General features: G+C 57.9%; 16 protein-coding genes, 1 tRNA gene and 5 pseudogenes. 6 read left to right on the top strand and 16 right to left on the bottom strand.

The window, feature by feature from the left end; all coding sequences use genetic code 11:
* Positions 1–29 precede the first annotated feature (29 nt).
* Positions 30–2,409: pseudogene (locus AC0V6W_RS14700) on the bottom strand (sensor histidine kinase).
* 105 nt (positions 2,410–2,514) lie between these two features.
* Positions 2,515–3,933, bottom strand: coding sequence for an adenosylhomocysteinase (gene ahcY / locus AC0V6W_RS14695; RefSeq protein WP_486151218.1), 1,419 nt, complete (start codon positions 3,931–3,933; stop codon positions 2,515–2,517).
* Positions 3,934–4,085: 152 nt separating this feature from the next.
* Between ahcY and AC0V6W_RS14690 the strand changes: the two genes are divergently transcribed.
* Positions 4,086–4,565, top strand: coding sequence for a redoxin family protein (locus AC0V6W_RS14690; RefSeq protein ID WP_486151216.1), 480 nt, complete (start codon positions 4,086–4,088; stop codon positions 4,563–4,565).
* A 69-nt stretch (positions 4,566–4,634) separates the two neighbouring features.
* Here the strand turns inward: AC0V6W_RS14690 and folE are convergent, their stop codons facing one another.
* The 3 genes from folE to AC0V6W_RS14675 form a co-directional block, all read right to left on the bottom strand.
* The gene (gene folE / locus AC0V6W_RS14685) at positions 4,635–5,246 is read right to left on the bottom strand and encodes a GTP cyclohydrolase I FolE (protein ID WP_486151673.1); all 612 of its coding nucleotides are present in this window, start codon (positions 5,244–5,246) and stop codon (positions 4,635–4,637) included.
* A 301-nt stretch (positions 5,247–5,547) separates the two neighbouring features.
* Positions 5,548–5,624: transfer RNA gene (locus AC0V6W_RS14680), tRNA-Arg, on the bottom strand.
* A 53-nt stretch (positions 5,625–5,677) separates the two neighbouring features.
* The gene (locus AC0V6W_RS14675) at positions 5,678–6,082 is read right to left on the bottom strand and encodes a (deoxy)nucleoside triphosphate pyrophosphohydrolase (RefSeq protein ID WP_486151214.1); all 405 of its coding nucleotides are present in this window, start codon (positions 6,080–6,082) and stop codon (positions 5,678–5,680) included.
* 111 nt (positions 6,083–6,193) lie between these two features.
* Here AC0V6W_RS14675 and AC0V6W_RS14670 point away from each other — a divergent pair, with 111 nt between their 5' ends.
* On the top strand, positions 6,194–6,373 hold the full coding sequence (locus tag AC0V6W_RS14670) for a Flp family type IVb pilin (protein WP_486151212.1): 180 nt from the start codon (positions 6,194–6,196) through the stop codon (positions 6,371–6,373).
* A 130-nt stretch (positions 6,374–6,503) separates the two neighbouring features.
* A complete protein-coding gene (locus tag AC0V6W_RS14665) occupies positions 6,504–6,665 on the top strand; it encodes a Flp family type IVb pilin (protein ID WP_486151210.1) in 162 nt (53 codons plus the stop codon).
* Between the two features lie 95 nt (positions 6,666–6,760).
* Here AC0V6W_RS14665 and AC0V6W_RS14660 read toward each other — a convergent pair.
* From AC0V6W_RS14660 to AC0V6W_RS14640, 5 genes and pseudogenes are all read right to left on the bottom strand, one after another.
* Positions 6,761–8,252: pseudogene (locus AC0V6W_RS14660) on the bottom strand (M48 family metalloprotease).
* Positions 8,253–8,382: 130 nt separating this feature from the next.
* Positions 8,383–9,321, bottom strand: a pseudogene (locus AC0V6W_RS14655) (acetyl-CoA carboxylase carboxyltransferase subunit alpha); the annotation flags it as partial.
* A gap of 65 nt (positions 9,322–9,386) precedes the next feature.
* Positions 9,387–10,270: pseudogene (locus AC0V6W_RS14650) on the bottom strand (tyrosine recombinase).
* Positions 10,271–10,309: 39 nt separating this feature from the next.
* Complete coding sequence (locus AC0V6W_RS14645) at positions 10,310–12,226, bottom strand: hypothetical protein (RefSeq protein ID WP_486151208.1); 1,917 nt, start codon at positions 12,224–12,226, stop codon at positions 10,310–10,312.
* Complete coding sequence (locus tag AC0V6W_RS14640) at positions 12,223–12,432, bottom strand: hypothetical protein (protein ID WP_486151206.1); 210 nt, start codon at positions 12,430–12,432, stop codon at positions 12,223–12,225. The genes AC0V6W_RS14645 and AC0V6W_RS14640 overlap by 4 nt, the downstream gene beginning before the upstream one ends.
* Positions 12,433–12,470: 38 nt before the next feature.
* On the opposite strand from AC0V6W_RS14640, the gene AC0V6W_RS14635 reads away from it, so the two are divergent.
* The 3 genes and pseudogenes from AC0V6W_RS14635 (at position 12,471) to AC0V6W_RS14625 (ending at position 14,911) form a co-directional block, all read left to right on the top strand.
* On the top strand, positions 12,471–13,037 hold the full coding sequence (locus tag AC0V6W_RS14635) for a shikimate kinase (RefSeq protein WP_486151204.1): 567 nt from the start codon (positions 12,471–12,473) through the stop codon (positions 13,035–13,037).
* A pseudogene (gene aroB, locus AC0V6W_RS14630) lies at positions 13,028–14,144 on the top strand (3-dehydroquinate synthase). Before AC0V6W_RS14635 ends, aroB begins: the two are co-directional and overlap by 10 nt.
* Positions 14,141–14,911 carry a cyclase family protein gene (locus AC0V6W_RS14625; protein ID WP_486151202.1) on the top strand — a complete coding sequence of 257 codons (771 nt, stop codon included), beginning with the start codon at positions 14,141–14,143 and terminating at the stop codon, positions 14,909–14,911. The pseudogene aroB and the gene AC0V6W_RS14625 overlap by 4 nt, the downstream one beginning before the upstream one ends.
* Before the next feature lie 21 nt (positions 14,912–14,932).
* On the opposite strand, the gene AC0V6W_RS14620 is transcribed toward AC0V6W_RS14625, so the two are convergent.
* From AC0V6W_RS14620 to scpA, 6 genes are all read right to left on the bottom strand, one after another.
* Positions 14,933–16,969 carry an ATP-binding protein gene (locus tag AC0V6W_RS14620; protein ID WP_486151671.1) on the bottom strand — a complete coding sequence of 679 codons (2,037 nt, stop codon included), beginning with the start codon at positions 16,967–16,969 and terminating at the stop codon, positions 14,933–14,935.
* Positions 16,970–17,054: 85 nt separating this feature from the next.
* Positions 17,055–17,474, bottom strand: a complete 420-nt coding sequence (locus AC0V6W_RS14615) for a lysozyme inhibitor LprI family protein (RefSeq protein WP_486151200.1) — start codon at positions 17,472–17,474, stop codon at positions 17,055–17,057.
* A 12-nt stretch (positions 17,475–17,486) separates the two neighbouring features.
* Positions 17,487–18,788, bottom strand: a complete 1,302-nt coding sequence (locus tag AC0V6W_RS14610) for an O-acetylhomoserine aminocarboxypropyltransferase (RefSeq protein ID WP_486151198.1) — start codon at positions 18,786–18,788, stop codon at positions 17,487–17,489.
* 50 nt (positions 18,789–18,838) lie between these two features.
* Entirely contained in the window at positions 18,839–19,849 is a 1,011-nt protein-coding gene (gene bioB, locus AC0V6W_RS14605; RefSeq protein WP_486151196.1) for a biotin synthase BioB, read from the bottom strand.
* Positions 19,846–20,169, bottom strand: coding sequence for a hypothetical protein (locus tag AC0V6W_RS14600; protein WP_486151194.1), 324 nt, complete (start codon positions 20,167–20,169; stop codon positions 19,846–19,848). The genes bioB and AC0V6W_RS14600 overlap by 4 nt, the downstream gene beginning before the upstream one ends.
* A gap of 95 nt (positions 20,170–20,264) precedes the next feature.
* Entirely contained in the window at positions 20,265–22,430 is a 2,166-nt protein-coding gene (gene scpA / locus AC0V6W_RS14595) for a methylmalonyl-CoA mutase (protein ID WP_486151192.1), read from the bottom strand.
* Positions 22,431–22,446 lie beyond the last annotated feature (16 nt).

Here is a 22,446-nt window from a genome sequence, read left to right as displayed (position 1 = left end):
GGGCAGCGAAGTGCGCGTTTCAGAGCCGGTCACAGCAGCCGGATAATCGCGGTCGTGCCCGCGCCTTTTTCGCTTGCAAGGTCGAGTTCCCCGCCATGCGCTTCGATCAATTGCCGCGCGAGCGGTATGCCAAGCCCGCTGCGCTTTTTCGCGCCATCACTGCCGCCGTCCTTGTCGCCGTCCATCGCGCGGGCGAGTTCTTCCTTGCTCATCCCTTCGCCATTGTCAGAGATAATGATCTGCGCGGCAAATTCGCTGTCTGCAGGGGCCGCTTGTATCTCGATCAGGATTTTCCCATCGCGCGGTGTGCCGGCAATCGCATTGTCGAGCAAATGGCCCAAAGCGCGGCCCATTTGGCGCGGGTCAAGCTCTATGATGCGGCCACTGCGCCCTTTCAGATCAAGCCCGAGCCCGGCACCAATAATCGCCTCTTCGCGTGCGCGCACCAACCGGGTGAGGAACCGCAACAGATCGGTGTCCTCCTTATCAATCGGCAGCAGCCCGGCCTCGCTCTGCGACAGGTCGAGCACGTTTTCCACCTGCTCTGTCAGCCGCGCGACTGCTGTCAGAATGGCATCGACATATTCGCCCGTCTGCTCATTCACTTCGCCCGCCGCACCGCTTTTGATCATTTCGGCAAACCCGCCAATCGAGGTAAGCGGAGTGCGAAACTCGTATGACATATTGGCAAGAAAGCGCGCTTTGACCGCATCTGCTTCTTCCAATGCCACAGCGCGGTCACGCAGAGCTTTTTCCGCTTTTTGCGAGATCGGTGATGTCGAGAACGCTGAGCAGCCCATTGCCATCGGGCAGCGGCACACCGGCAAACCGCAAAGTGCGCCCATCTGCCAGATCCACCTGGCCGCCTTTCTCGCGCCGATCAAGCGTGGCTGATCGCACCGCAGCGCCAATTTCGCGCGCTTCATCGGGCCGTTTCAAATTGGCGCCAATCGCGTCGAGCAAGTCGGACGCAGCCGGATGCGTATCAAGAAATTCAGGCGTCAGCCCCCAAGTGCCTGCAAAACTGCGATTCCACAATTGCACCGATCCATCCGGCGCGAAAATCGCCAGCGCTTCGAACAGGCTGTCCAAAGTCGCGGTGCGCGTGCGCAGCAAGGTATCGCGCGTGGCGGATAAAGCGAGGCTTTCAGTGCGGTCCTCTGCGACCAGCACCAGCCCGCCATCAGGCATGGGCTGTGCAACAATGCGCAAATGCGTGCCGCCGGGCAGCGGCCACAATTCTTCGATCATATCTGGCGCGCCGAACCACGCTTCGTGTTCACGCCGCCATTCCATAAAATCGCGCACTTCGGGCGTCAGGCCCCGTTCGCGCGCATCGGACAGGAACCGGTCAAAGCGCTGCTTTTCCTCAATCGCTTCGCTTGGCAATTCAAACAGGCGGCGCAGCGGGCGGTTCGCAAAAGTCAGCTGCTCGCTCGCATTGAATTGGGCCACGCCCACTGACAATTGATCGAGCATCGCGCGCTGCGCATCGCGAAAGGCGCGAAATTCCCGGCGGACCTGCTGCTGCTCCTCGATATCAATCGCATATCCGGCCACGCCTTCCTGACCCAAAGGCAAATCGGTGACCCTGAGCGATCGCCGCGCGCCAAGGATCGTGGTGGCCAATTCACGCTCCTTCTTTTCCTGACTGGCCATTGCCGCCTTTGCGATAGCAGCCGGGCTTTTCCCATCGACCGTTTCAACAAGTTCGATCTGATCGGCGATCACTGCGGCGGCATCGTCTGCGCCCACCGCATCAACATAGGATTGGTTGACCAATTGCAGGCGCATATCCTTGGCCCGAAACCACATGGGGACAGGTGCCGCTTCGATCAGACCGACAAGCGCTGCAAAATCCTTTTCCGCCCGCGCTGTGCTGGTGCGAAGGCGGTGCAGTTCATCTTCGCTTTGGGTAAAGTCAAAGACCCAGATCAACGCAGCCCCGCCGGGCGACACTTGGCTGTCGGCCAGCGCGCCATGCAAGGCAAGCGACCGGCTTGATCCCGGCGGTGTGATCGCCATGTGGAACGGCGCTGCGGTTTTCTGAGTGCGGCGCACATGCTCCGTCAGCGTGTCCAGCTGAGCGCGAGTAAGGCCAGCGCCTGCCGCTATGACCCCATCCGCTCCGTCTTCATCCGCAGCCAATTCGCTGAGATATTCGGGCATAGCCTCCAGCCCCAGCCACCGGGCCAGCCGCACGGGCGCTTCTACTTTGCCATCAACTCGCACCAGCATCGGCACAGATGGAGCCACTTCCAGCATGTGCTGCATCCGCTTGAGCGAGGTTTGCGTTGCTTCCATCCGCCGGGTCCGGCCATTGGCGCGCACAATCGCATAGGCCGCTGCTCCTGCCCATGCGGCCAGCAGCAGGCCGATCACAACCAATGCGAGAGGCGAAAATTCCATGACATCTCAGCTATGCGCGCGGCGTGCCCGATGCAACGGCTGGAATCAGAAAAGCCCCCGCAATTGCGAGGGCTTTCCCATGTTTTCATGATGAACCGTTTGCGATCAATAGCGGTAATGATCCGGCTTGAACGGTCCAGCCTGCGGCACACCGATATAGTCGGCCTGGCTCTGGCTCAGCTGGCTTAGCTGCACGCCCAGTTTTTCAAGGTGCAAAGCGGCCACTTTTTCATCCAGATGCTTAGGCAGGACATATACCTCGTTTTTATACTCATCGGCCTTTGTATAAAGCTCGATCTGGGCGAGCACCTGGTTGGTGAAGCTCGCGCTCATCACAAAGCTTGGGTGGCCGGTTGCGCAGCCCAGGTTCACAAGGCGGCCCTTGGCGAGCACTAGGATGGACTTGCCATCAGGGAACGTCACCATATCGGTGCCGTCCTTGATCTCTTTCCAGTCGTAATTGTCGAGCGCGCTGATCTGGATCTCGCTGTCGAAATGGCCGATGTTCGAAACGATGGCCATGTTCTTCATGTTCTTCATGTGCTCACCGGTGATGACACCTTCATTGCCGGTTGCCGTTACAAAGATGTCAGCGCGTGTGACCGCTTCATCCATGGTGACGACTTCGTACCCATCCATTGCAGCCTGAAGCGCGCAGATGGGGTCAATCTCGGTCACCATAACGCGCGCGCCGCCATCACGAAGCGACGCGGCAGAGCCTTTGCCGACATCGCCGTACCCCGCGACACAAGCGACTTTACCCGCCAGCATCACATCGGTGGCGCGGCGGATCGCATCAACGAGCGATTCTTTACAGCCGTACAAGTTGTCGAATTTCGACTTGGTCACGCTGTCATTCACGTTAATCGCGGGGAATGGCAGTTTGCCCTGTTTGGCGATCTGATAAAGGCGCATAACGCCTGTGGTGGTCTCTTCGGAAACGCCTTTGATGTTCTGGACGCTTTTGGTGAGATAGCCCGGCTTGGCTTTCACATAGGCTTTCAAAGCGCGCTGGAATTCGATCTCTTCTGCGTTGGCTGGTGCAGGCATTTCCTCGCCCGCTTCGATCCGCGCGCCCCAAAGCGCAAACATGGTCGCATCGCCGCCATCATCCAGAATGATATTGGCGGTTTGATCTGCGTTTGCATCGGTTGACCAATCAAAGATGCGGCCAACATAATCCCAGTAATCCGCCAAAGTCTCACCTTTGATCGCGAACACCGGAATGCCCTGATCGGCAATCGCCGCCGCCGCATGATCCTGCGTGGAAAAGATATTGCACGTCGCCCAGCGCACATCCGCGCCCAGCGCGACCAAAGTCTCAATTAAGACAGCGGTTTGGATCGTCATGTGCAGCGAGCCCGTGATCCGCGCGCCTTTCAGCGGCTGGGCTGCGCCATATTCTTCGCGCAAGGCCATCAGGCCGGGCATTTCGGTTTCGGCAATCGCAATCTCATCGCGGCCATATTGAGCAAGCGCGATGTCTTTGATGATGTATTCCTGGGTAGCGGCAGCAGTGGCCATAATATGTCTCCGTAAATCGATTGCCTGCGCCCTAGCCGTGTGCTGTGCGAGAGGCAAATATAAACTTATCTTTATATCTGTAATTGTTGCCGCGCGCCGCTGATCCCCTATAGCCGCTCTGGTAGGTGTTTAATCAACTAAAGGAGCTCCCGATGACAATTTCTGTTGGCGACAAACTGCCCGATGTCCAAATGGTGAAAGCCACAGCCGAAGGGCCGCAGCCGGTTCAGGCCGCTGAATATTTCGCAGGCAAGAAAGTGGCGCTGTTCTCTGTGCCCGGCGCATTCACTCCGACATGCTCGGCAAAACACTTGCCCGGATTTGTCGAAAAAGCAGCAGATTTGAAAGCCAAAGGCGTTGACGAAATCGTCGGAACCGCAGTGAACGATGCGTTCGTCATGGGCGCGTGGAACGCCTCTGCTGGATCGGATGACATCACCATGCTGGCCGATGGCAATGGCGATTTCGCCGATAGCGTTGGCCTGACCATGGATGGATCAGGTTTTGGCATGGGCAAGCGCGGCCAGCGATTCTCTATGGTGGTCAATGATGGCGTGGTGGAACAATTGAACGTCGAGGCACCCGGCGATTTCAAGGTGTCCAGCGCGGAACATATGCTCGGCCAATTGTAGAACCGGCAATGCAATCCAAAAAAAGGGCGCCCAATCGCGGCGCCCTTTTTATTGTCAGCGAGGGTCGATTCAAAATCCCATCAGGCTCATCACTTCCTTGCGGCTGCGATGATCCTCGAGGAAACAGCCCATCATCCGGCTGGTCAGCATTTCCACCTCGTGCACTTTAACGCCGCGCCCGGTCATGCAGCCATGTTCCGCTTCGATCACCACGGCAACGCCAAGCGGTTCAAGATTGTCCCAGATGCACTCTGCCACTTCGGCAGTCAGGCGTTCTTGCACCTGGAGACGATTGGCATAGCCGTGCAGCACCCGCGCGAGCTTCGAAATGCCGACGATCTTCTTGTCGGGCAGGTACGCAATATGCGCTTTGCCCGTGATCGGTGCCATGTGGTGTTCGCAATGGGATTGAAACGGGATCCCTTTCAACAGGACGATTTCCTGATAGCCGCCAACCTCTTCAAAAATGCGAGAGAGGTGAATGGCCGGATCTTCCTGATTGCCGCGGCAATATTCCAGCCATGCACGGCCAACGCGTTTGGGGGTATCCAGCAAGCCTTCCCGCGACGGATCATCGCCTGCCCATTTGAGCAAAGTGCGGATGGCGTCCTGCACATCATCGGGGACATCGGGCTTGTTCAATGGATTATCCGGATCAAATTCATCGCAATCGTGGTTCATATAGTTCACGGCATTACCTTTCTGTAGCCGTCTCCGGCCTATTTCTGGCAAGCAAATGGACCCGGTGCCCGGCCCGTCACTCCCTCGTTATGATCCCATATGAAAAAACTGACGTGGCTTCAGTGAGTTCCGTGCGAAATTTGCAATCTGCACCCTCAGTTGAAAAAAGCGAACCACATGCGTTTTCTTCAACTCGTATATAGGAAGGATCGCGGCCTTATTCACCCCTGAGGGTAAGATTTAACCTTCGCGATGGCGGTGAAACAAAAAAGGGACCGCCCTCGCAGGCAGTCCCTTTCTATGGCGCACCCGGAAGGATTCGAACCTCCGGCCCCCTGATTCGTAGTCAGGTACTCTATCCAGCTGAGCTACGGGTGCGCGTGAGCAGCGGCACATAAGCGGGCATTCCAAGCTTGGCAATCCTTAATGCGTCACCCGTGCAAAGCTTTTTCAAACAGCTGGGCTGCTAGAGCTTCATCCAAGGGCGGCTTTGGCAGAGAATCGATTTCTTCCGGCGTGAACCAACCGACCCCGCCGCCCTCCAGCGATTTCGGCTGCCCATCCCAATCACTCAATTTGTAAAGGAGTATTACAATCGCAGGCTCTGCAGGCAAAGGCGCGCTCTGAGCAAAGGCCGCTGGCGAGCAAGACTGCGGCGAAGCATCAATACCCAACTCCTCTTTCAACTCTCGAACAAGAGCTTCTGCAGGAATTTCAGAAGCTTCAACCTTGCCACCAGGGAATTCCCATAGACCGCCATGCTGTTTGGCCATGGGCCTGCGCTGCATAAGCCATAACCCGTCCCCCCGCGTTAAAGCGCCCGCAACAACCGGCATCCAAGGAAGCGACCTGTCGGTTTTTTTCCATCATCAGCCATCAGATCAACCTTTTCTTAACCCGCAACCGCGATTTCACGAATTGTCAGAAACGTACAAACGGGTGACACCATGAAATTGACGAAATTCCTGAATGACCTTGGAACCGACAATTCGGGCGCCACAGCCGTGGAATACGGTCTGATCGTAAGCCTGATCGTGATTGCCATGATCGGGGCCTTTACGTCCGTTGCCGATTCCAATGACGGTATGTGGAATGAGGTTTCTAATGCTTATGAGCAAGCCTCGTAGAATTAACTCTTTCGAAACAATGCGGATTAGCAATTCTTCAAGAGCTCATGATTAGAACGATGAATGTCTGATGAGAACGTTTCGAATCAGATACGGGTACAGAAGACCAAAAAACCAGGAGAATACAGTTATGTTTATTAAAATGCTTCGCGACGAACAGGGTGCAACTGCTATTGAGTACGGCCTGATCGCTGCTCTTATCGCTGTCGCTGCCATCACTGCAATGGGCAGCCTGGGTGATAACCTCGGCAACACCTTCAACACCGTTTCGGACGAAATGGAAGGCGCATAAGCCTTTAGCTCTAACGAGCTAAGTTGACCAAAAAAGAGCGGCGGAGGGAAACCTCCGCCGCTTTTTTGTTGTGCTGGTTCAAAACGCAGACGCGATTAGCGCGCTCTCACCACCAATTTAACTTTGCGGCCTGCGGTCAAACGATCATTGGCGCCAAGTCCATTAAGCACACGGAACCGCGCTTCCTGCCCGGTGGTGTAAGCCATGCGCCGGGCGAGCGAGCTGACAGTGTCACCGCGCTGGACGGTTACCACATCAATTTCCCGTTCAACCACGCGGTCTGCCTGCGCTTGCGTGATCTCGTTTCATCGATTGGAACATCGGATTAAACGTCGCAGCTTTGCCTGCAGGCGCGATAGCGGCAAAATGATAGGCGCGATCAGGCGAAAATTCATACGCAAAGATCACCAGATCAACCTGGCTTTGCCCGTTATTAACTCGCGCAGTGCCGTATGCCGCACTCAATCCGTTAACCCGCGTGCGCTGAATGCTGGAGGGGGCAAGGTTGTTTTCTTTCCCGCCCATGGTCGTGAATTGCTGGCGAACATAGCTCTCCAGATCGCCTGCATAGGCGGCAAGTGTAAGCTGCGCCTTGCCGCTTTGGCCGTTAATGCTGACAGCGCGGCTGCCATTGACCATGTAAAACCCTTGCGGCGCAGTGAAACTCAGGCGGAGCTGAGGATGGATAAATTGCGATCCTTCAATCACGCCCTGTTCCGGATCATCGCCGTACAACAGCCCATCAATCCGGCTGAGGAATGTGTCGCGATTGGTGACGCTTCCCTGCAAACCTTCGGCTTTCGACAAGGCCCCCCGCACCCGGCTGGCGGGATCGGGGTGAGTGGATGCCCAAGCGGGAACGCTTGCATTGCCGCGGCCCTGCAATTGCGCATCTAGCGAATTTTGCGCAGCAAGGCTGGCGAGCACTGTGCCCATGGCGCGCGGATCATAGCCTGCCTTGGTAAGATATTGGATGCCCAGATCATCGGCTTCCAATTCCTGACTGCGCGAAAAACGCAGAGTCAAAAGCTGCGAACCCTGCAAAAAGCCGCGCGAAACTGTCTCGCCAATACCGCTATTGCCCAGCAGGATCGAAGACCCAATCGCGCCGAGCACACCAAGGATCGAATTGCGCTGAGCGTTTTGTTGCCGGCGCTGCGAATGGCGCGCTGCGACATGGCCAACTTCATGTCCCAAAACCGCCGCCAATTCCGCTTCGTTGTTCATCAAGCCGACCAGCTGGCGCGTGGTGTAGATATACCCGCCTGGCACCGCAAAAGCGTTGTTTACCGATGAATTGAGCAGGCTGACCGTGAAACTTTCGCGCGCATTGCCCAGCCCGGATTGCACCGCAATATTCTTGCCCACCTGCTCGACATAGGCCGCCTGCGTGCCTGTCATCGCGCCGCCAAATTCATTGAGCAATTGCGGGTGATATTCCGCGCCCTGCTTGGCTTCGGTTTGCGTAATCGGAGTGGAAGCAGACGGGATAGCGCCGCCCCCCATACAACCCGCCAGCGCCAACGCGCCCAAGCCGGCACCGGAAAACCGGGCCGCCATTTTGGTGAAGTTCTTCTTGGTTTTCATCGCATCTCTCCCGCCGGCCTGTATTTATCAACTGCCCCAAGGGTATCGGCAGTGGGCGCATGGGAACAAGACCGGCAATCAAAATTAACCTTAAACGAGAGGCACCCCGCCCTCTTTTCAGGCCGCTAACCCCTAATTGCAGGAAACGTTCCTCGCGCATTCTAATCAGGTCTTCGCTTGGCATATCAGACAGCGCATCCAGCTCCTCGCTCAAAGCTTTGGCAAGGTTACCCGACACGCCTGCCGGATCGCGGTGCGCGCCGCCAGCAGGCTCTTTGACAATGCGATCAATGACTTTGAGCCGCTTAAGGTGCTGCGCGGTTACCTTCATGGCCTGCGCCGCATCGGCCGCTTTTTCGGCTGTGCGCCATAGAATCGAAGCGCATCCTTCGGGCGAAATCACAGAATAAACGGCATGTTCAAGCATCAGGACGCGCTCTGCACTGGCCAGCGCAACCGCGCCGCCCGATCCGCCTTCGCCCACGATCACCGCGACCATGGGAACCGGCAGAGCCAGACACGCCTCGGTCGAACGCGCAATCGCTTCTGCTTGGCCGCGTTCCTCTGCTTCCACTCCGGGAAAAGCGCCCGATGTGTCCACCAAAGTCACAACCGGCAGGCCAAACCGCCCGGCAAGCTCCATCATACGGATCGCTTTGCGGTATCCTTCGGGTTTGCCCATGCCGAAATTGTGCGCGATCCGGCTTTGCGTATCATTGCCTTTTTCATGGCCGATCAGCATCACCCGGCGGCCATTCAGCCGCGCAAATCCGCCCATTATCGCGATGTCATCGCCGTACAGCCGATCCCCGCCCAGCGGCATGAAATCGGTAAAGGCATTCGCCACATAGTCGCGAAAATGCGGGCGCTGGGGGTGCCGCGCGACCTGCGTTTTCTGCCAGGGCGTAAGCGAGGCATAGGTGCTCGCCAGCAATTCAGCGCTTTTGTTTTCGAGCCGTTCGATCTCCGAGGCCACGTCAACACCGTGATGCGCATCCACGCCGCGCAATTCATCGATGCGTTCTTCGAGGCTGGCGACCGGTTTCTCGAAATCGAGATAAGTAATCATGGCGATGTCGCTAAAGCGATGCGAGCCGCGCTGCAAGAGGATCGCGCGTTTATCCCGACCTTGCGTCAGCTTTTATGCGCCGCGAGCGGGTGCCGTTCATTCACCAAAGCAACCAGACGCGCCGCATCGACATGGGTGTAAATCTGCGTCGTGGCGATGTCGGCATGGCCCAGCAGCGTTTGAAGGACTCGCAAATCAGCCCCCCTTCGAGCAGATGCGTGGCAAAGGCATGGCGCAGAACATGCGGACTGATCCCTGCCGGATCGATGCCTGCACGCGCCGCCAAGCCTTTCAAAAGCTGGAATAATCGCACACGGGTGAGATGCCCCGTTTTCCCGCGAGAGGGAAATAGAAACGCCGATTTGGGCTCAGCCTCACGCACATCGCACCACCGCGCCAATGCCTCGCCAGCACGCTCGCTCACCGGGACCATACGCGCCTGCCCTCCTTTGCCCATTACCGTCAGCAAAGGCGCATCGCGCGGCACTGCCGATAAAGGGAGCGAAACCAGCTCGCTCGCTCTCAGCCCTGATCCGTAGAGCATTTCTATGAGGGCAAGCTGGCGAATATCAGCAGCTTTGCCGCTTTCCGCTTCCACTTGCGCGCGTTCAAACAGCGCCTCGACCTCACCGTGCGAAAGCACTTTGGGCAGCGGGCGGCGGGTTCTGGGCTCTGGCAAAGCGCCCGAGGGATCATCGCTGCGCCAGCCTTCATCCACAGCAAAACCAAAGAACTGCCGCAAAGCCGACGCTTTGCGCGCTACGCTGGACGGGGCAAGATCGCTCCAATGCCCGGCAAGCTTTCCGACCTGCGCTCGCGGCGCATCGGCGAGATCACCGATGATCTCCTCCGCTCCCGCCAAATCGCGCGAATAAGCAGCCAAAGTGTTCGCCGCCGCACCGCGCTCTGCGGCAAGCATATCAAGGAAAGCGGATACGGCAGGCGACATAGGCCGGCGCGTTAGCAAGCGTGAGACAGCGGGTGAAAGCTACCCACGCGCCACCGCTTCGGCAGCGATCATGCGCGCTTCTGCCTTCAGCCCGCTGCGATCCAATGCGCGCACCACATGAAACAGATGAAGCGGTGTCATCTGCCCCCAATTCTCGCCCTGCATCCCAAGCCCCGCAAGCAGCGAAACGAGAGCGGGGTTATCAACATCCGCCGCTTTCGAAATCAGCTGCGTCCAGCGCGTGTTGCGGTTGAGATCAATCTCAAGATCGCCGGAGAATTCCTCCAGATCCGCAGGCGCAATCCGCCCAAGCCCTGCAAGCCCCGCAATCAGAAATTTCGACCGGCGCGCATCCTCGCTGTAATCGTTGGACATATAGGCATCAATCGCATCCGCGCTCGCCTGACCAGCGCCCGACCGGGCAAGCGCCAATTGCGCCCAACCCTCGCTGCCATCGGCAACAAAATCGCGCCAAACGGCCGCATCACGGTCAAGCCCGGCTGACAGCATGGAGGCGATCAGACCCGGTGCCTGATCGGTCACCTGCTTGGATGGGACAATCCGCGCAGCCGCATAAGCGGTGAGCACTTTGCCAGCATAATCGCCCGAGCCCGTTTCCCCCCACAAAGCGCGCATCGCACCGATGCGGGCCGAAGGGTTGCCGCCAATATAGGCTTGGCGCAGCAGATCCGCTTTTTGCGCCGGATCACCCTGTATGCCGGGCTGCGCATAAATCGCGCTGTATAGATCAACCATTGCGCGCGATGACAGAATGCCTCGCTGTGCCGCGCTATCGGCAAGCTGCGCGCGCTTGGCCATGGGCAGCATCGCGCTGGCCGCTGCTGCATGGGCAAAATAGCGGCCCGATGCGCTTTCAAGCGCCTCTTTGAGCAAATCATCCGGCACATCTTCACCCACGGCATTGGCAAGCGAAAACCGCCACGGCGTCAGCGTTTCGACCGGTTCCCAGTCAATTTCCGCAGCCCGCCTGCCGCGCCCTGCAGCCCCTGCATATCGCAGCGCCAGAATGAGGTCGATTTCAGGCGCGACCTCTTCAGCCAGGGCATTGTCGAGATTGGCGTTCGAACGGGCGGTCTCCCCGCCATAGGCCTGGCAGATCGCCTCTAGCATCAGCCATTGAGGATCATCTTCGCGGTCAGCGCTCTGCCCGCGCACACCCGGACACGCGCCCGACAAATCGGATGCGGCGATATAAGCGCGCACCGCCTCATCGGTGAGCGCTTTGTCCCAATTGCCCGTGTCAATATCCTGGACCAAAGCGCGTGCAGCAGCGAATTCGCCCATTTCATTCATGATGCGCACACGCAAAGTTGCAAACTCAACGGGCTCCATGCCTTCGGGTGCAGTCAACCGGCTGGCGAGCGTGCGGCGCACAAGGATATGCCCCCAGCGCGAAACGAACGGGCCATCGATCCCTTGCAATACAGCGCGCACGAGGCTTTCGGGCTGTTTGGCCAATGACGCTGTTGGCAATCCGCCTTCCTGTTCTGACAACAGCCCCACTTGCGACAAAGTGCGCCGCGCGGCGGGCGGAATATCGAATTTGGGCGTCAAACCGAGCAAATCGTCGAGTTCATCGGTGGAGAGGTTTTCAAGCTCGCTCAGCGATGGAACCCGGTCCAATTGCCCGCGCGATATTGACGGGACAGGCGGGGCAGCACCGCTTTGGGCAGCGTTGCCACCGGGACTGCCAGAAGGTGCAGCCGCGCTGCCTCCACTACTCGCTGCGGGAGCAGGCGATGGCGATGATGGAGAGGGACGCGGCGCAGGACTTGGCGCAGGAGCGGGATCGTCAAAGCCCGGCGGCAACAGCGATTCCGGAGCATCCTGCGCGCTCGCCAAGCCTGACGCGAGCGCGCCCATTGCCGCCCCCGCAATACCTAGAGCCGCGACAGAGCCAAGCCACACGCTTCTTTTCCCTGTTGCAGCGCTCATGATGCGGCCCCTGTTTTCTGCGGCACAGCAATATCCTGCACAATCGGATGCAAAGGCTCGTCGCCCCCATCAACATATGCGAGCGCAACAATGCCGATCACAGCCAAAATCGCATAAACAGGCGCGCGGCGGCGCAATCCGGCGGCGAAAGAGCGATCCGGCGGACCATCAGAAAAATTTCTATCAGTGGGTTCAGCGTTTGCCATATTGCGCGCGCTTTAACCCATCTATAGGCCTTCGGGCAATGACCCAGCAGGCGACTTTGAACGACAGCGCAATTGCGCAAATCGCAGAGCGGATTGATCGCCCGATTGTCCTTGTCGGATTGATGGGAGTTGGCAAATCGACAGTTGGGCGGCGATTGGCCGCTATGCTCGAGCGCGATTTTATTGATGCTGACGAAGAAATCGAAAAGGCCGCCCAGCGCACCATTGCTGAAATCTTCGAGGAGTTCGGCGAGGATTATTTCCGCGATGGAGAACGCCGCGTGATTGGCCGCCTGATCGAAGAGGGCCAGGGCGTCATTGCAACAGGCGGCGGCGCATTTGTGGATGACGAAACCCGCTCGCAGATTTTGGACAACGCCATTGCAGTCTGGATCGACTGCGATATCGACATTTTGGTTGAACGCACCAGCCGGCGCGACACGCGGCCATTGCTCAAAAATGGTGACCCGCGCGAAATCTTGACTGACCTGTTCACCCGCCGCGAACCGTTCTACCGGCAAGCGCCAGTGCGCGTGCAAAGCCGCAATGGCCTGCATGCCGACACAGCGCGCGCAATTATCGAGGCAGTGGGCGAATGGATGTGATTAAAGTCGCTCTGGCGGGGCGCAGTTACGATGTCACAATTGAAGAAGGGTGCGTGCTGAGCGATCTTGCAGCTCATGCTCAGCCTTTCCTTGCCTCTTATGGCGCGCGCAAGGTGCCTTTTGTTGCAGATAGCAACACGCATAATCTGTTTGGTGAGGCGATAGAGAAAAGCCTAGCCGCCGCAGGGTATGAACCTGCCTGGTTCATCGCTCAACCGGGCGAAAGCGCGAAATCGTGGGGCGTTTTGGAAAAGCTCACCGACTGGCTACTCGCCCAAGGGGTCACCCGGTCTGACCATGTCTTCGCGCTTGGCGGCGGAGTAGTGGGCGATCTTACCGGCTTTGCCTGCGCGATTACCAAGCGCGGCTGTGAGTTCGTGCAGATCCCGACGACACTGCTTGCACAGGTGGATTCTGTCGGTAGGCGGAAAGACCGCAATCAACACGGGCGCGGGCAAGAACCTGATCGGTGCGTTTCACCAGCCTGCCGCAGTGCTGATCGACCCGCTTGTGCTGGACACTTTGCCAAAGCGCGAAATGCAGGCGGGTTATGCTGAAGTGCTAAAATATGGCGTGCTGGGCGATGCGGAGTTTTTCGGCTGGCTTGAGGCCAATGGCCCGAAGGTTCTCGCGCGCGAACCGAGAGAATTGGGCCATGCCATTGCGACCAGCATCGCCGCCAAGGCCCGCATCGTCGCCGAGGATGAGCGCGAGACATCGGGCGTGCGCGCGCTGCTCAATCTGGGCCACACTTTCGGGCACGCTTTGGAAGCCGAAACAGGGTTTTCGCAAGACCTGCTGCATGGCGAGGCGGTCGCACTCGGCATGGTGCTCGCCGCACGCTATTCGGCGCGGCGCGGCGACTTGAGTGATGCGGATGCGCAGAAGATTGCGCGCGCGGTATCCGATGCGGGGATGCGCCATGAGATCGCCCAGCTTGGCATGCACTGCAATGGCGCGAAGCTCGCCGATCACATGCGGCACGACAAGAAAATGGAAGGCGGCACCCTCCCCTTCCTGCTGCTGCGCGGCATTGGCGAGGCCTATCTCGCGCGCGATGTGGCGCTGGATGATGTCGCCGAGTTTCTTGACGAGCAACTCGTTTGACCCGCTTCATCGATCTGTCGATCCCGATCACCAATAATGTGATCTCTGATCCCGAAGTGATGCGTCCCAAAATCACCTACATGACGCATCAGAATACCTGGGAACAGATCGCCATGTTCTTTCCCGGTCTTACCAAAGAAGACCTGCCCGATGGCGAAGGATGGGCTGTCGAAACGCTCGAATTGTCCACGCATAACGGCACGCATATGGACGCGCCGTGGCATTATCATTCAACCACAGATAGCGGTGCGGCGCCTGCACCCAGCATCGATGAAGCGCCGCTCGACCGGTTCTTTCGCCCCTGCGTAAAGCTCGATTTCTCGCATCTAGCGCACGGGGCGGTCGTCAGCGCGGCGCAGGTGGAAGAAGCGCTCTCAAAGACCAAATACACTCTAGAGCCGCTCGATATTGTCCTGATCCAATCGGGTGCGGTTTACGGCACCGAAAACTTCACCGATCAGGGCGTGGGATTGGGAGCCGAGGCGACCCTCTGGCTCACAAGCCAAGGCGTCGAGGTTGTCGGCACCGATGCGTGGAGCTGGGATGCGCCGTTCAGCCACACGGCAAAGCGGTGGGCCGAAACGCGCGACACGGCGATCATTTGGGAAGGTCACAAGGCAGGGCGCATTCGGCCCTATTACCAGATCGAGAAACTAACGAACCTCGACGCACTACCGCCGCACGGCTTTATGTTCAGCTGCTTTCCCGTGAAGATCGAACGCGCGAGTGCGGGATGGATCAGAGCTGTGGCGATTGTCGAGGACTAGACGCCCGCCTATAAACGCCGCTCACTCCAGCTCCAAAATCACCGCATCCACTGCCAGGCTCTCGCCCTCTTCGGCGTTGAGTTTGGCAATCACGCCCTCTTTCTCAGCGCGTAAGATGTTCTCCATCTTCATCGCTTCCACTGTGGCAAGCGGCTGACCCGGCTGGACTTCTTCGCCTTCTGCCACATGCAGTTTCACCAGCATACCGGGCATAGGGCAGATCAGCATTTTGGACAGATCCGGAGGGATCTTTTCGATCATGTGCTGGGTCAGCGGAGCCACATCTGCGGGCAGCACCAATGCCTCATGCGAGGCGCCCCTCGTCGTCATCCGCCAGCGAACACCGATCCTTTCGACCTGAACAGCCATTTCCTTGTCGCCCGTCACATTGGCGAGTTGCTCACCCACGCGCCAATCCCATGTGCCGCGCAAAGTGTGGCCATCGACATTCGCGCCGCCTTCTTCGAGCAGCACGTCAAATTTTCGCTGCGCAATCGTCACCATCCAGCGCGATGGCGGATTGCCAGGATCGCTAAGCTGGCCAGAAATGCGGCGCGAGCGGACCTGATGATCGAATTCAGCGCCAGCAAAAAGCGCCGCCAATTGCCGCAGATGCGCATCATCGGCAGGCGCGCCGGTAAAGCCATCGGGATATTCCTCGGCGATAAAGCCGGTGGTCAACTCGCCCGAACGGAACCTTTCGTGCTGCATGATTGCGCTGAGGAAATCGACATTGTGGCCAAGCCCCTTGATCTGGAACCGGTCGAGCGCCTCAATCTGCAAATCGGCCGCTTCCTCCCGCGTGGGTGCCCAGGTGATAAGCTTGGCGATCATGGGGTCGTAGAACATCGACACTTCGCCGCCTTCGAACACGCCATCATCCACACGGATGCTGCCTGATCCGTGCGCAGTCCCGCGGCGCGCTTTGCCGCCGACCATGTCATCTTCGCCCCAGCCAGCGATTGGTGGCTGATATCGGACAAGACGGCCCGTTGATGGAAGGAAACCGCGATAAGGGTCTTCTGCATAGACGCGGTTTTCGATCGACCAGCCATCAATGCCGATATCATCCTGCGTGATCGACAGTTCTTCCCCCGCTGCAACACGGATCATCTGTTCAACCAGATCAACCCCGGTGATGGCCTCAGTCACAGGGTGTTCGACCTGCAGACGCGTGTTCATTTCGAGGAAGTAAAAACTCTCGCCCGTTGGGTCTGCCCCGCTGACAATCAGCTCAACGGTGCCGGCAGAATGATAGTCCACCGCCCGCGACAAAGCGACGCATTGTTCGCCCATGGCTTTGCGCATTTTGGGTGTGACAAACGGCGAAGGCGCTTCTTCGACAACCTTTTGGTGCCGCCGCTGGATCGAGCATTCACGCTCGTTCAGATACAGGATGTTGCCGTGTTTATCGCCCAAGATCTGAATTTCGATGTGACGCGGGTTTTCGATGAATTTCTCGATAAACACGCGGTCATCGCCGAACGAGTTTAGCCCTTCACGTTTGGTCGCCTCAAAGCCTTCGCGCACGTCTTTTTCAGACCAGGCAAGACGCATCCCTTTGCCCCCGCCGCCAGCGGAAGCTTTCATCATCACCGGATAGCCGATGCCGTCCGATATTTCGACAGCGTGTTCTGTGTCGCGGATTTCGCCAACGAAACCGGGAACGACATTGACGCCCGCTTCCATCGCAAGCTTCTTTGATTCAATCTTGTCGCCCATTGCCGCAATCGCGCCTGCTGGCGGGCCGATAAAGGCGATGTTCTCAGCCGCCAAAGCTTCAACAAAACTCGCGCGTTCTGATAAGAAACCGTATCCGGGATGCACCGCCTCTGCACCGGTTTCCTTGCACGCCGCGATAATTTTTTCCGGGATCAGATAGCTTTCCGCTGCTGGAGCGGGGCCGATATGAACCGCCTCATCCGCCATACGCACAAATGGCGCTTGCTTGTCAGCATCAGAATAGACCGCGACAGTTGCGATCCCCATTTTCTGCGCAGTCTGGATAACGCGGCATGCAATCTCGCCGCGATTGGCAATCAGGATTTTGGAAAACAAAGTCGTGATCTCCATCACATTTGGTGTTCGTACATGGCTATGGCGCGTGCGTGCACCGCGCGCAACCTATCGGAATTGGGTGCATTCAAGCAGGACTGTCTGCCAATTCTTTCAGCTGCGCTGTCCGCGCCTCGGTGAGAACGGTTTTGCAAGTCGAGACCAAGAGCGGCTCAAGACTGCCTCCTCGCGCGGTATACCCGTCCACCCGGCAATGCGCATCGCGAAAGGTGATCCACGCGCGCTGCGCATCCAACAGGCTTTCGCGCCAACCGGGCCGATCATCACCGCGTGCATCTGCCTCACTCCAGCTTTTATCCCGGGCTTGCATTTTCGCGTAGGTGATGGCCCATTGATCGTTGAGCGCTCTGTCTGCGATGATGTAATCGCGGTGTGCGCAGATATTCATCTCTTGCTGAATGCCGCGGTCAGCCGCTTCCTGATTGCACTCGGGCAAATACGTCTCGGGCGGCGGCGAGGAAAGCAGCAATAACAGTTGTGCAATCACGATATACTCCGATCAAAGCTTGGCAAATGCGGCGGCAAGATCGGCTTTGATATCGTCAATATGCTCGATCCCAACCGAAATGCGCACCACATCCGGGCCAGCGCCCGCCGCTTCCAGCTCATCGGCTGACAATTGCGAATGCGTGGTTGATGCCGGGTGGATAATCAGCGAGCGTGTGTCCCCGATATTGGCCAAGTGGCTGAACAATTTCACGCTTGAGACCAGCTTTTTGCCAGCCTCATATCCGCCTTCAAGCCCAAAGGTGAACACCGCCCCGCCTTTGCCGCCAAGATATCTGTGCGCGCGTTCATGATAGGGATTTTCGGGCAGGCCTGCATAATTCACCCATGCGACCTGCGGCTGCTGCGTCAGCCATTCGGCCAATGCCTGCGCGTTTGCACAATGCCGCTCCATGCGAAGATGCAATGTCTCCATCCCCGTCAGCGCCAAAAACGCATTCATCGGAGCCATCGCAGGTCCAAGATCGCGCATGCCCAATACACGGCAGCCAATAATGAATGCGATCGGTCCAATAGGCTCCAAAGCATCGACCAGCACCGCGCCGTGATACGAACCATTTGGCTGGGTCAGCGAGGGGTATTTGTCGCCATGCGCTTTCCAGTCAAACTTGCCGCTATCAACCAGCACGCCGCCAATTGCATTGCCATGGCCGTTCAGGAACTTGGTGGTCGAATGCACAACAATATCTGCGCCGTGTTCGATGGGACGGCACAAAGCGGGCGATGCCATGGTATTGTCCACCATCAGCGGCACGCCGCCTTCATGCGCGACCTCGGCAATGGCAGAAATGTCGCTGACCACACCGCCAGGATTGGCGAGGCTTTCAATAAAGACAAGGCGCGTCTTGTCATCCATCGCAGCGCGCACTTCATCGAGATTGTCGGTATCGACGAAGCGGGCTTCCCAACCGAATTTTGTGATCGCCTCGCCCAGCTGGTTGAGTGATCCGCCATATAATTTCTTGGCCGCGACAATGTTGCAGCCCGCTTCCATCAAGGTGTGAAATGCGAGGAGCTGCGCCGCATGGCCCGATGCGCACCCAAGCGCGCCCACGCCGCCTTCCAAAGCTGCGACTTTCTTTTCCAGCGCATCATTGGTGGGGTTCATGATCCGGCTGTAGATATTGCCGAACTCGGACAGCGAGAACAGATTGGCTGCATGTTCGGGGCTATCGAACACATATGAGCTGGTCTGATAAATCGGTGTTATGCGCGCATTGGTGGTGGGATCAGGCGCGCACCCTGCATGCACGCTAAGCGTTTCCGGGCGGGTTTCGGGCGGCAGATCGGTCATGGCTGTTCCTCAGGTCAAATTTGTTGGTCGGCGGCGCTATGACCCCGCCATCACTCGGCCGGCTCGCTCACTTTGCACGCTCTCGCTGGTTCTTCGCCTTGCAGCGCTGAGAGGCCAAGCTTCGCAAACAGCGCTCCATCGCTATCATCGCCTGCATTGGGCGCGGTTAGCAATTTGTCGCCGGTAAAGATCGAGTTTGCCCCTGCAAGAAAAGCCAAGGCTTGCGTCGCCTCAGACATGCTTTCGCGCCCGGCGGACAAGCGAACCATACTCATCGGCATCGTAATGCGAGCCACCGCAATGGTGCGCACAAATTCAATATCGTCGATCTTCGCAAGCGGGGTATCGGCCAGCATATCGCCCAAAACCGTGCCTTTAACGGGCACCAAAGCGTTCACCGGCACGCTTTCAGGATGTTCGGGCAAAGTCGCCAGAGTGTGGACAAAGCCGACCCTGTCCTCGCGCGTTTCGCCCATGCCGACGATCCCGCCACTGCACACATTGATGCCAGCACCGCGCACATGATCGAGCGTATCGAGGCGGCATTGAAATTCGCGCGTTGAAATCACCCGCTCATAATATTCCGGGCTGCTGTCGATATTGTGGTTGTAATAATCGAGGCCCGCTTCGGCGAGCTGCTCGGCCTGGTGCGGCTCCAGCATGCCCAGCGTCATGCAAGTCTCAAGCCCCATGCCCGATACGCCTTTAACGATCTCGACAATCGCAGGCATATCGCGGTCTTTGGGATTGCGCCACGCAGCGCCCATGCAGAACCTTTGCGATCCGGCATCCTTCGCCTCGGCCGCGCGTTGCAGAACGGCCTGCACATCCATCAGCTTGGTGGCTTCGACGCCGCTGTCCGCTTTCACGCTTTGCGAGCAATAGCCGCAATCCTCCGGGCACCCGCCTGTTTTGATGCTGAGCAGAGTGCACAATTGCACTTGATCAGGCGGATGGTTTTCGCGGTGAACGCTGGCTGCTTGGAAAAGCAGCTCTGTGAAAGGCAAGTTGAAAAGGTCCGCGATTTCTTCGCGGGTCCAGTCGGTGCGGATTTGGGTCATTGAGTCTCTTCAAATTCAAAGTCTAGAAGTTCGGCGTCTGAGACATTGGGCGGAAAGGCCGCATCGTAGGTTCCGTCCTTTGATACAACCAGAAAAAAACGTCCGGTTGTTTCAGACTTCCACGGTTCAAAGGTTTGCGGACAATTTCCGAGAGTTATCGTATTTCCATCCCTCTTGATCGGGTGGCGCACGTCCACCGAAATGCTGATCGTACCGCTTGTAAGGGATTCATCGCCCTTCAAAACGCTATCAATGCGAAGGGTGCAACGATCTTGATTTCTCTGGCAGCTGGCAACTCCGTCAATGACTGCGTCGCTCAATCTATGTTTACTCGGCGTATCTAGTTGCCTGCAAGCATGCGCCGATGCCGATGACGCGATCGCCGCGACTACAAGGGCAAAACTTGCGACAAACCTCACTCCGCCGCCTCCTCAAGTCCCTCTCCCAAAGGCGGCATATTGTGCCCCAGCAGCGTCAGGATATCCGCCGCACATTCCACCACATTGGAACCCGGCCCATAGATCCCCTGCACGCCTGCCTCGCGAAGGAAGTCATAGTCCTGCGGCGGGATCACGCCGCCTGCGGTGACTTTAATATCGGCGCGGCCTGCTTCTTTCAGCAAGCGGATCAGCTCGGGGATCAGCGTCTTGTGACCAGCGGCAAGGCTGGATGCGCCAACCACATCAACGTCTTTTTCCAACGCCGTCGCGCAGGCTTCTGGCGGGGTTTGGAACAGCGCGCCTGAGACGACTTCAAATCCCATATCGGCAAAGGCGCTTGCGATCACATTCGCACCGCGGTCATGCCCGTCCTGACCCATTTTGGCGACCATTATGCGCGGTTTCCGGCCCAATCGCCGCTCCACCGCCGCCACGCCGTCCGTGACCTGCGCCCAGCGCTGATCGAATTCGTAGGCGGTTTTATAGACGCCCGAAACCGGCTTTGGCGTTGCATCATGGCGGCCAAACACCTCTTCCATCGCAGAGGATATCTCGCCAAGAGTCGCATCATGGCGCGCGGCTGCCACTGCCAGTTCGAGCACATTGCCGCCATCAGAGCAGCCCGCAGTCAAGGCCTCCAAAGCCGCACGGCAAGCGGCCTCATCGCGTCCTTCGCGCACCTGCGCCAACCGTTTGATCTGACCCTTGCGCACAGCGGCATTGTCAATATCAAGCGTTTCGATCTGCTCTTGCTCTGCCAGCTTGTATTTGTTGACGCCGACAATAACCGTCTCGCCCTTGTCGATACCCGTTTGCTTTTCAGCCGCAGCACGCTCAATCGCCGCTTTGGGAGCGCCGGTCGCAACATAGGCTGTCATCCCGCCTGCTGCATCAACTTCGGCCATCATTGCCTCGGCTTTTTCAACCAAGGTCGCGGTCAGTGCCTCGATATAATGCGAACCGCCGAGCGGATCGACGACCTGCGTGATCCCGCTTTCCTCTTGCAGCACCAATTGCGTGTTGCGCGCGATGCGGGCGGAGAAATCGGTGGGGAGTGCAATCGCCTCATCCAAAGCATTGGTGTGCAGCGACTGCGTGCCGCCCAGTGTCGCCGCCATCGCCTCAACCGTAGTGCGGATGACGTTGTTATAGGGGTCTTGCTCCTGCAAGCTCACGCCCGACGTCTGGCAATGCGTGCGCAGCATTTTGGAACGCTCTTTTTGGGCACCCAGAGCATCCATAGTCCGGTACCAAAGCGTGCGCGCGGCGCGCAGCTTGGCGATTTCCATAAAGAAGTTCATGCCGATGCCGAAAAAGAACGAGAGCCGCCCTGCAAACGCATCAATATCCAGCCCCGTCGCACAGGCCCGCTCAACATATTCCTTGCCGTCCGCAATGGTGAAGGCGAGCTCTTGCACGGCCGTCGCGCCCGCTTCGTGCATGTGATAGCCGCTGATCGAAATACTGTTGAATTTCGGCATATTGGCAGACGTATATGCGATAATGTCTGAGATAATCCGCATGCTGGGCTCGGGCGGATAGATATAGGTGTTGCGGACCATAAACTCTTTGAGGATATCGTTCTGGATAGTGCCTGACAGCTTTTCTGCGCTCACACCCTGACGCTCGCCTGCAACAATGTAGAATGCCAGAACCGGGATCACCGCGCCGTTCATGGTCATCGAAACCGACATGGTATCGAGCGGGATCTGGTCGAACAGGATTTCCATATCCGCAACCGTATCAATCGCGACGCCCGCTTTACCAACGTCGCCGGTTACGCGTTCATGATCGCTGTCATAACCGCGATGCGTCGCCAGATCGAACGCGACGCTGAGCCCTTTTTGACCTGCCGCCAGATTGCGGCGGTAAAAAGCGTTCGATTCTTCCGCCGTTGAAAAACCCGCATATTGCCGGATCGTCCACGGGCGGCCCGCATACATGCTCGCCTTTACCCCGCGCGTAAACGGCGCAAAACCGGGAAGGCCGGGGTCAAAATCAGCGTGATCTTCGCCCGTATAAAGCGGCTTTACCGTAAAGCCTTCGGGCGTTTGCGTCGAAAGATCGCGGCCCTTGGCCTCTTTGTCGGCAAGAGCTTTCCAATCGGCGGGAGTTGGCGCAGAGTTGTTCGTATCAGTCATCAGAAAGCCACTAGCA

It is taken from the genome of Erythrobacter sp. JB1-7 (assembly GCF_057365015.1).
Note: the sequence above shows the minus strand (reverse complement) of the source record. Positions and strands in the feature narration are given on the sequence as shown.

Excerpts from the sequence above, each read along its gene's own strand:
- ahcY (WP_486151218.1), bottom strand. The coding sequence starts at position 3,933 with ATGGCCACTGCTGCCGCTACCCAGGAATACATCATCAAAGACATCGCG.
- AC0V6W_RS14690 (WP_486151216.1), top strand. The coding sequence starts at position 4,086 with ATGACAATTTCTGTTGGCGACAAACTGCCCGATGTCCAAATGGTGAAA.
- folE (WP_486151673.1), bottom strand. The coding sequence starts at position 5,246 with ATGAACCACGATTGCGATGAATTTGATCCGGATAATCCATTGAACAAG.
- AC0V6W_RS14675 (WP_486151214.1), bottom strand. The coding sequence starts at position 6,082 with ATGCCGGTTGTTGCGGGCGCTTTAACGCGGGGGGACGGGTTATGGCTT.
- AC0V6W_RS14670 (WP_486151212.1), top strand. The coding sequence starts at position 6,194 with ATGAAATTGACGAAATTCCTGAATGACCTTGGAACCGACAATTCGGGC.
- AC0V6W_RS14665 (WP_486151210.1), top strand. The coding sequence starts at position 6,504 with ATGTTTATTAAAATGCTTCGCGACGAACAGGGTGCAACTGCTATTGAG.
- AC0V6W_RS14645 (WP_486151208.1), bottom strand. The coding sequence starts at position 12,226 with ATGAGCGCTGCAACAGGGAAAAGAAGCGTGTGGCTTGGCTCTGTCGCG.
- AC0V6W_RS14640 (WP_486151206.1), bottom strand. The coding sequence starts at position 12,432 with ATGGCAAACGCTGAACCCACTGATAGAAATTTTTCTGATGGTCCGCCG.
- AC0V6W_RS14635 (WP_486151204.1), top strand. The coding sequence starts at position 12,471 with ATGACCCAGCAGGCGACTTTGAACGACAGCGCAATTGCGCAAATCGCA.
- AC0V6W_RS14610 (WP_486151198.1), bottom strand. The coding sequence starts at position 18,788 with ATGACCGATCTGCCGCCCGAAACCCGCCCGGAAACGCTTAGCGTGCAT.
- bioB (WP_486151196.1), bottom strand. The coding sequence starts at position 19,849 with ATGACCCAAATCCGCACCGACTGGACCCGCGAAGAAATCGCGGACCTT.
- scpA (WP_486151192.1), bottom strand. The coding sequence starts at position 22,430 with ATGACTGATACGAACAACTCTGCGCCAACTCCCGCCGATTGGAAAGCT.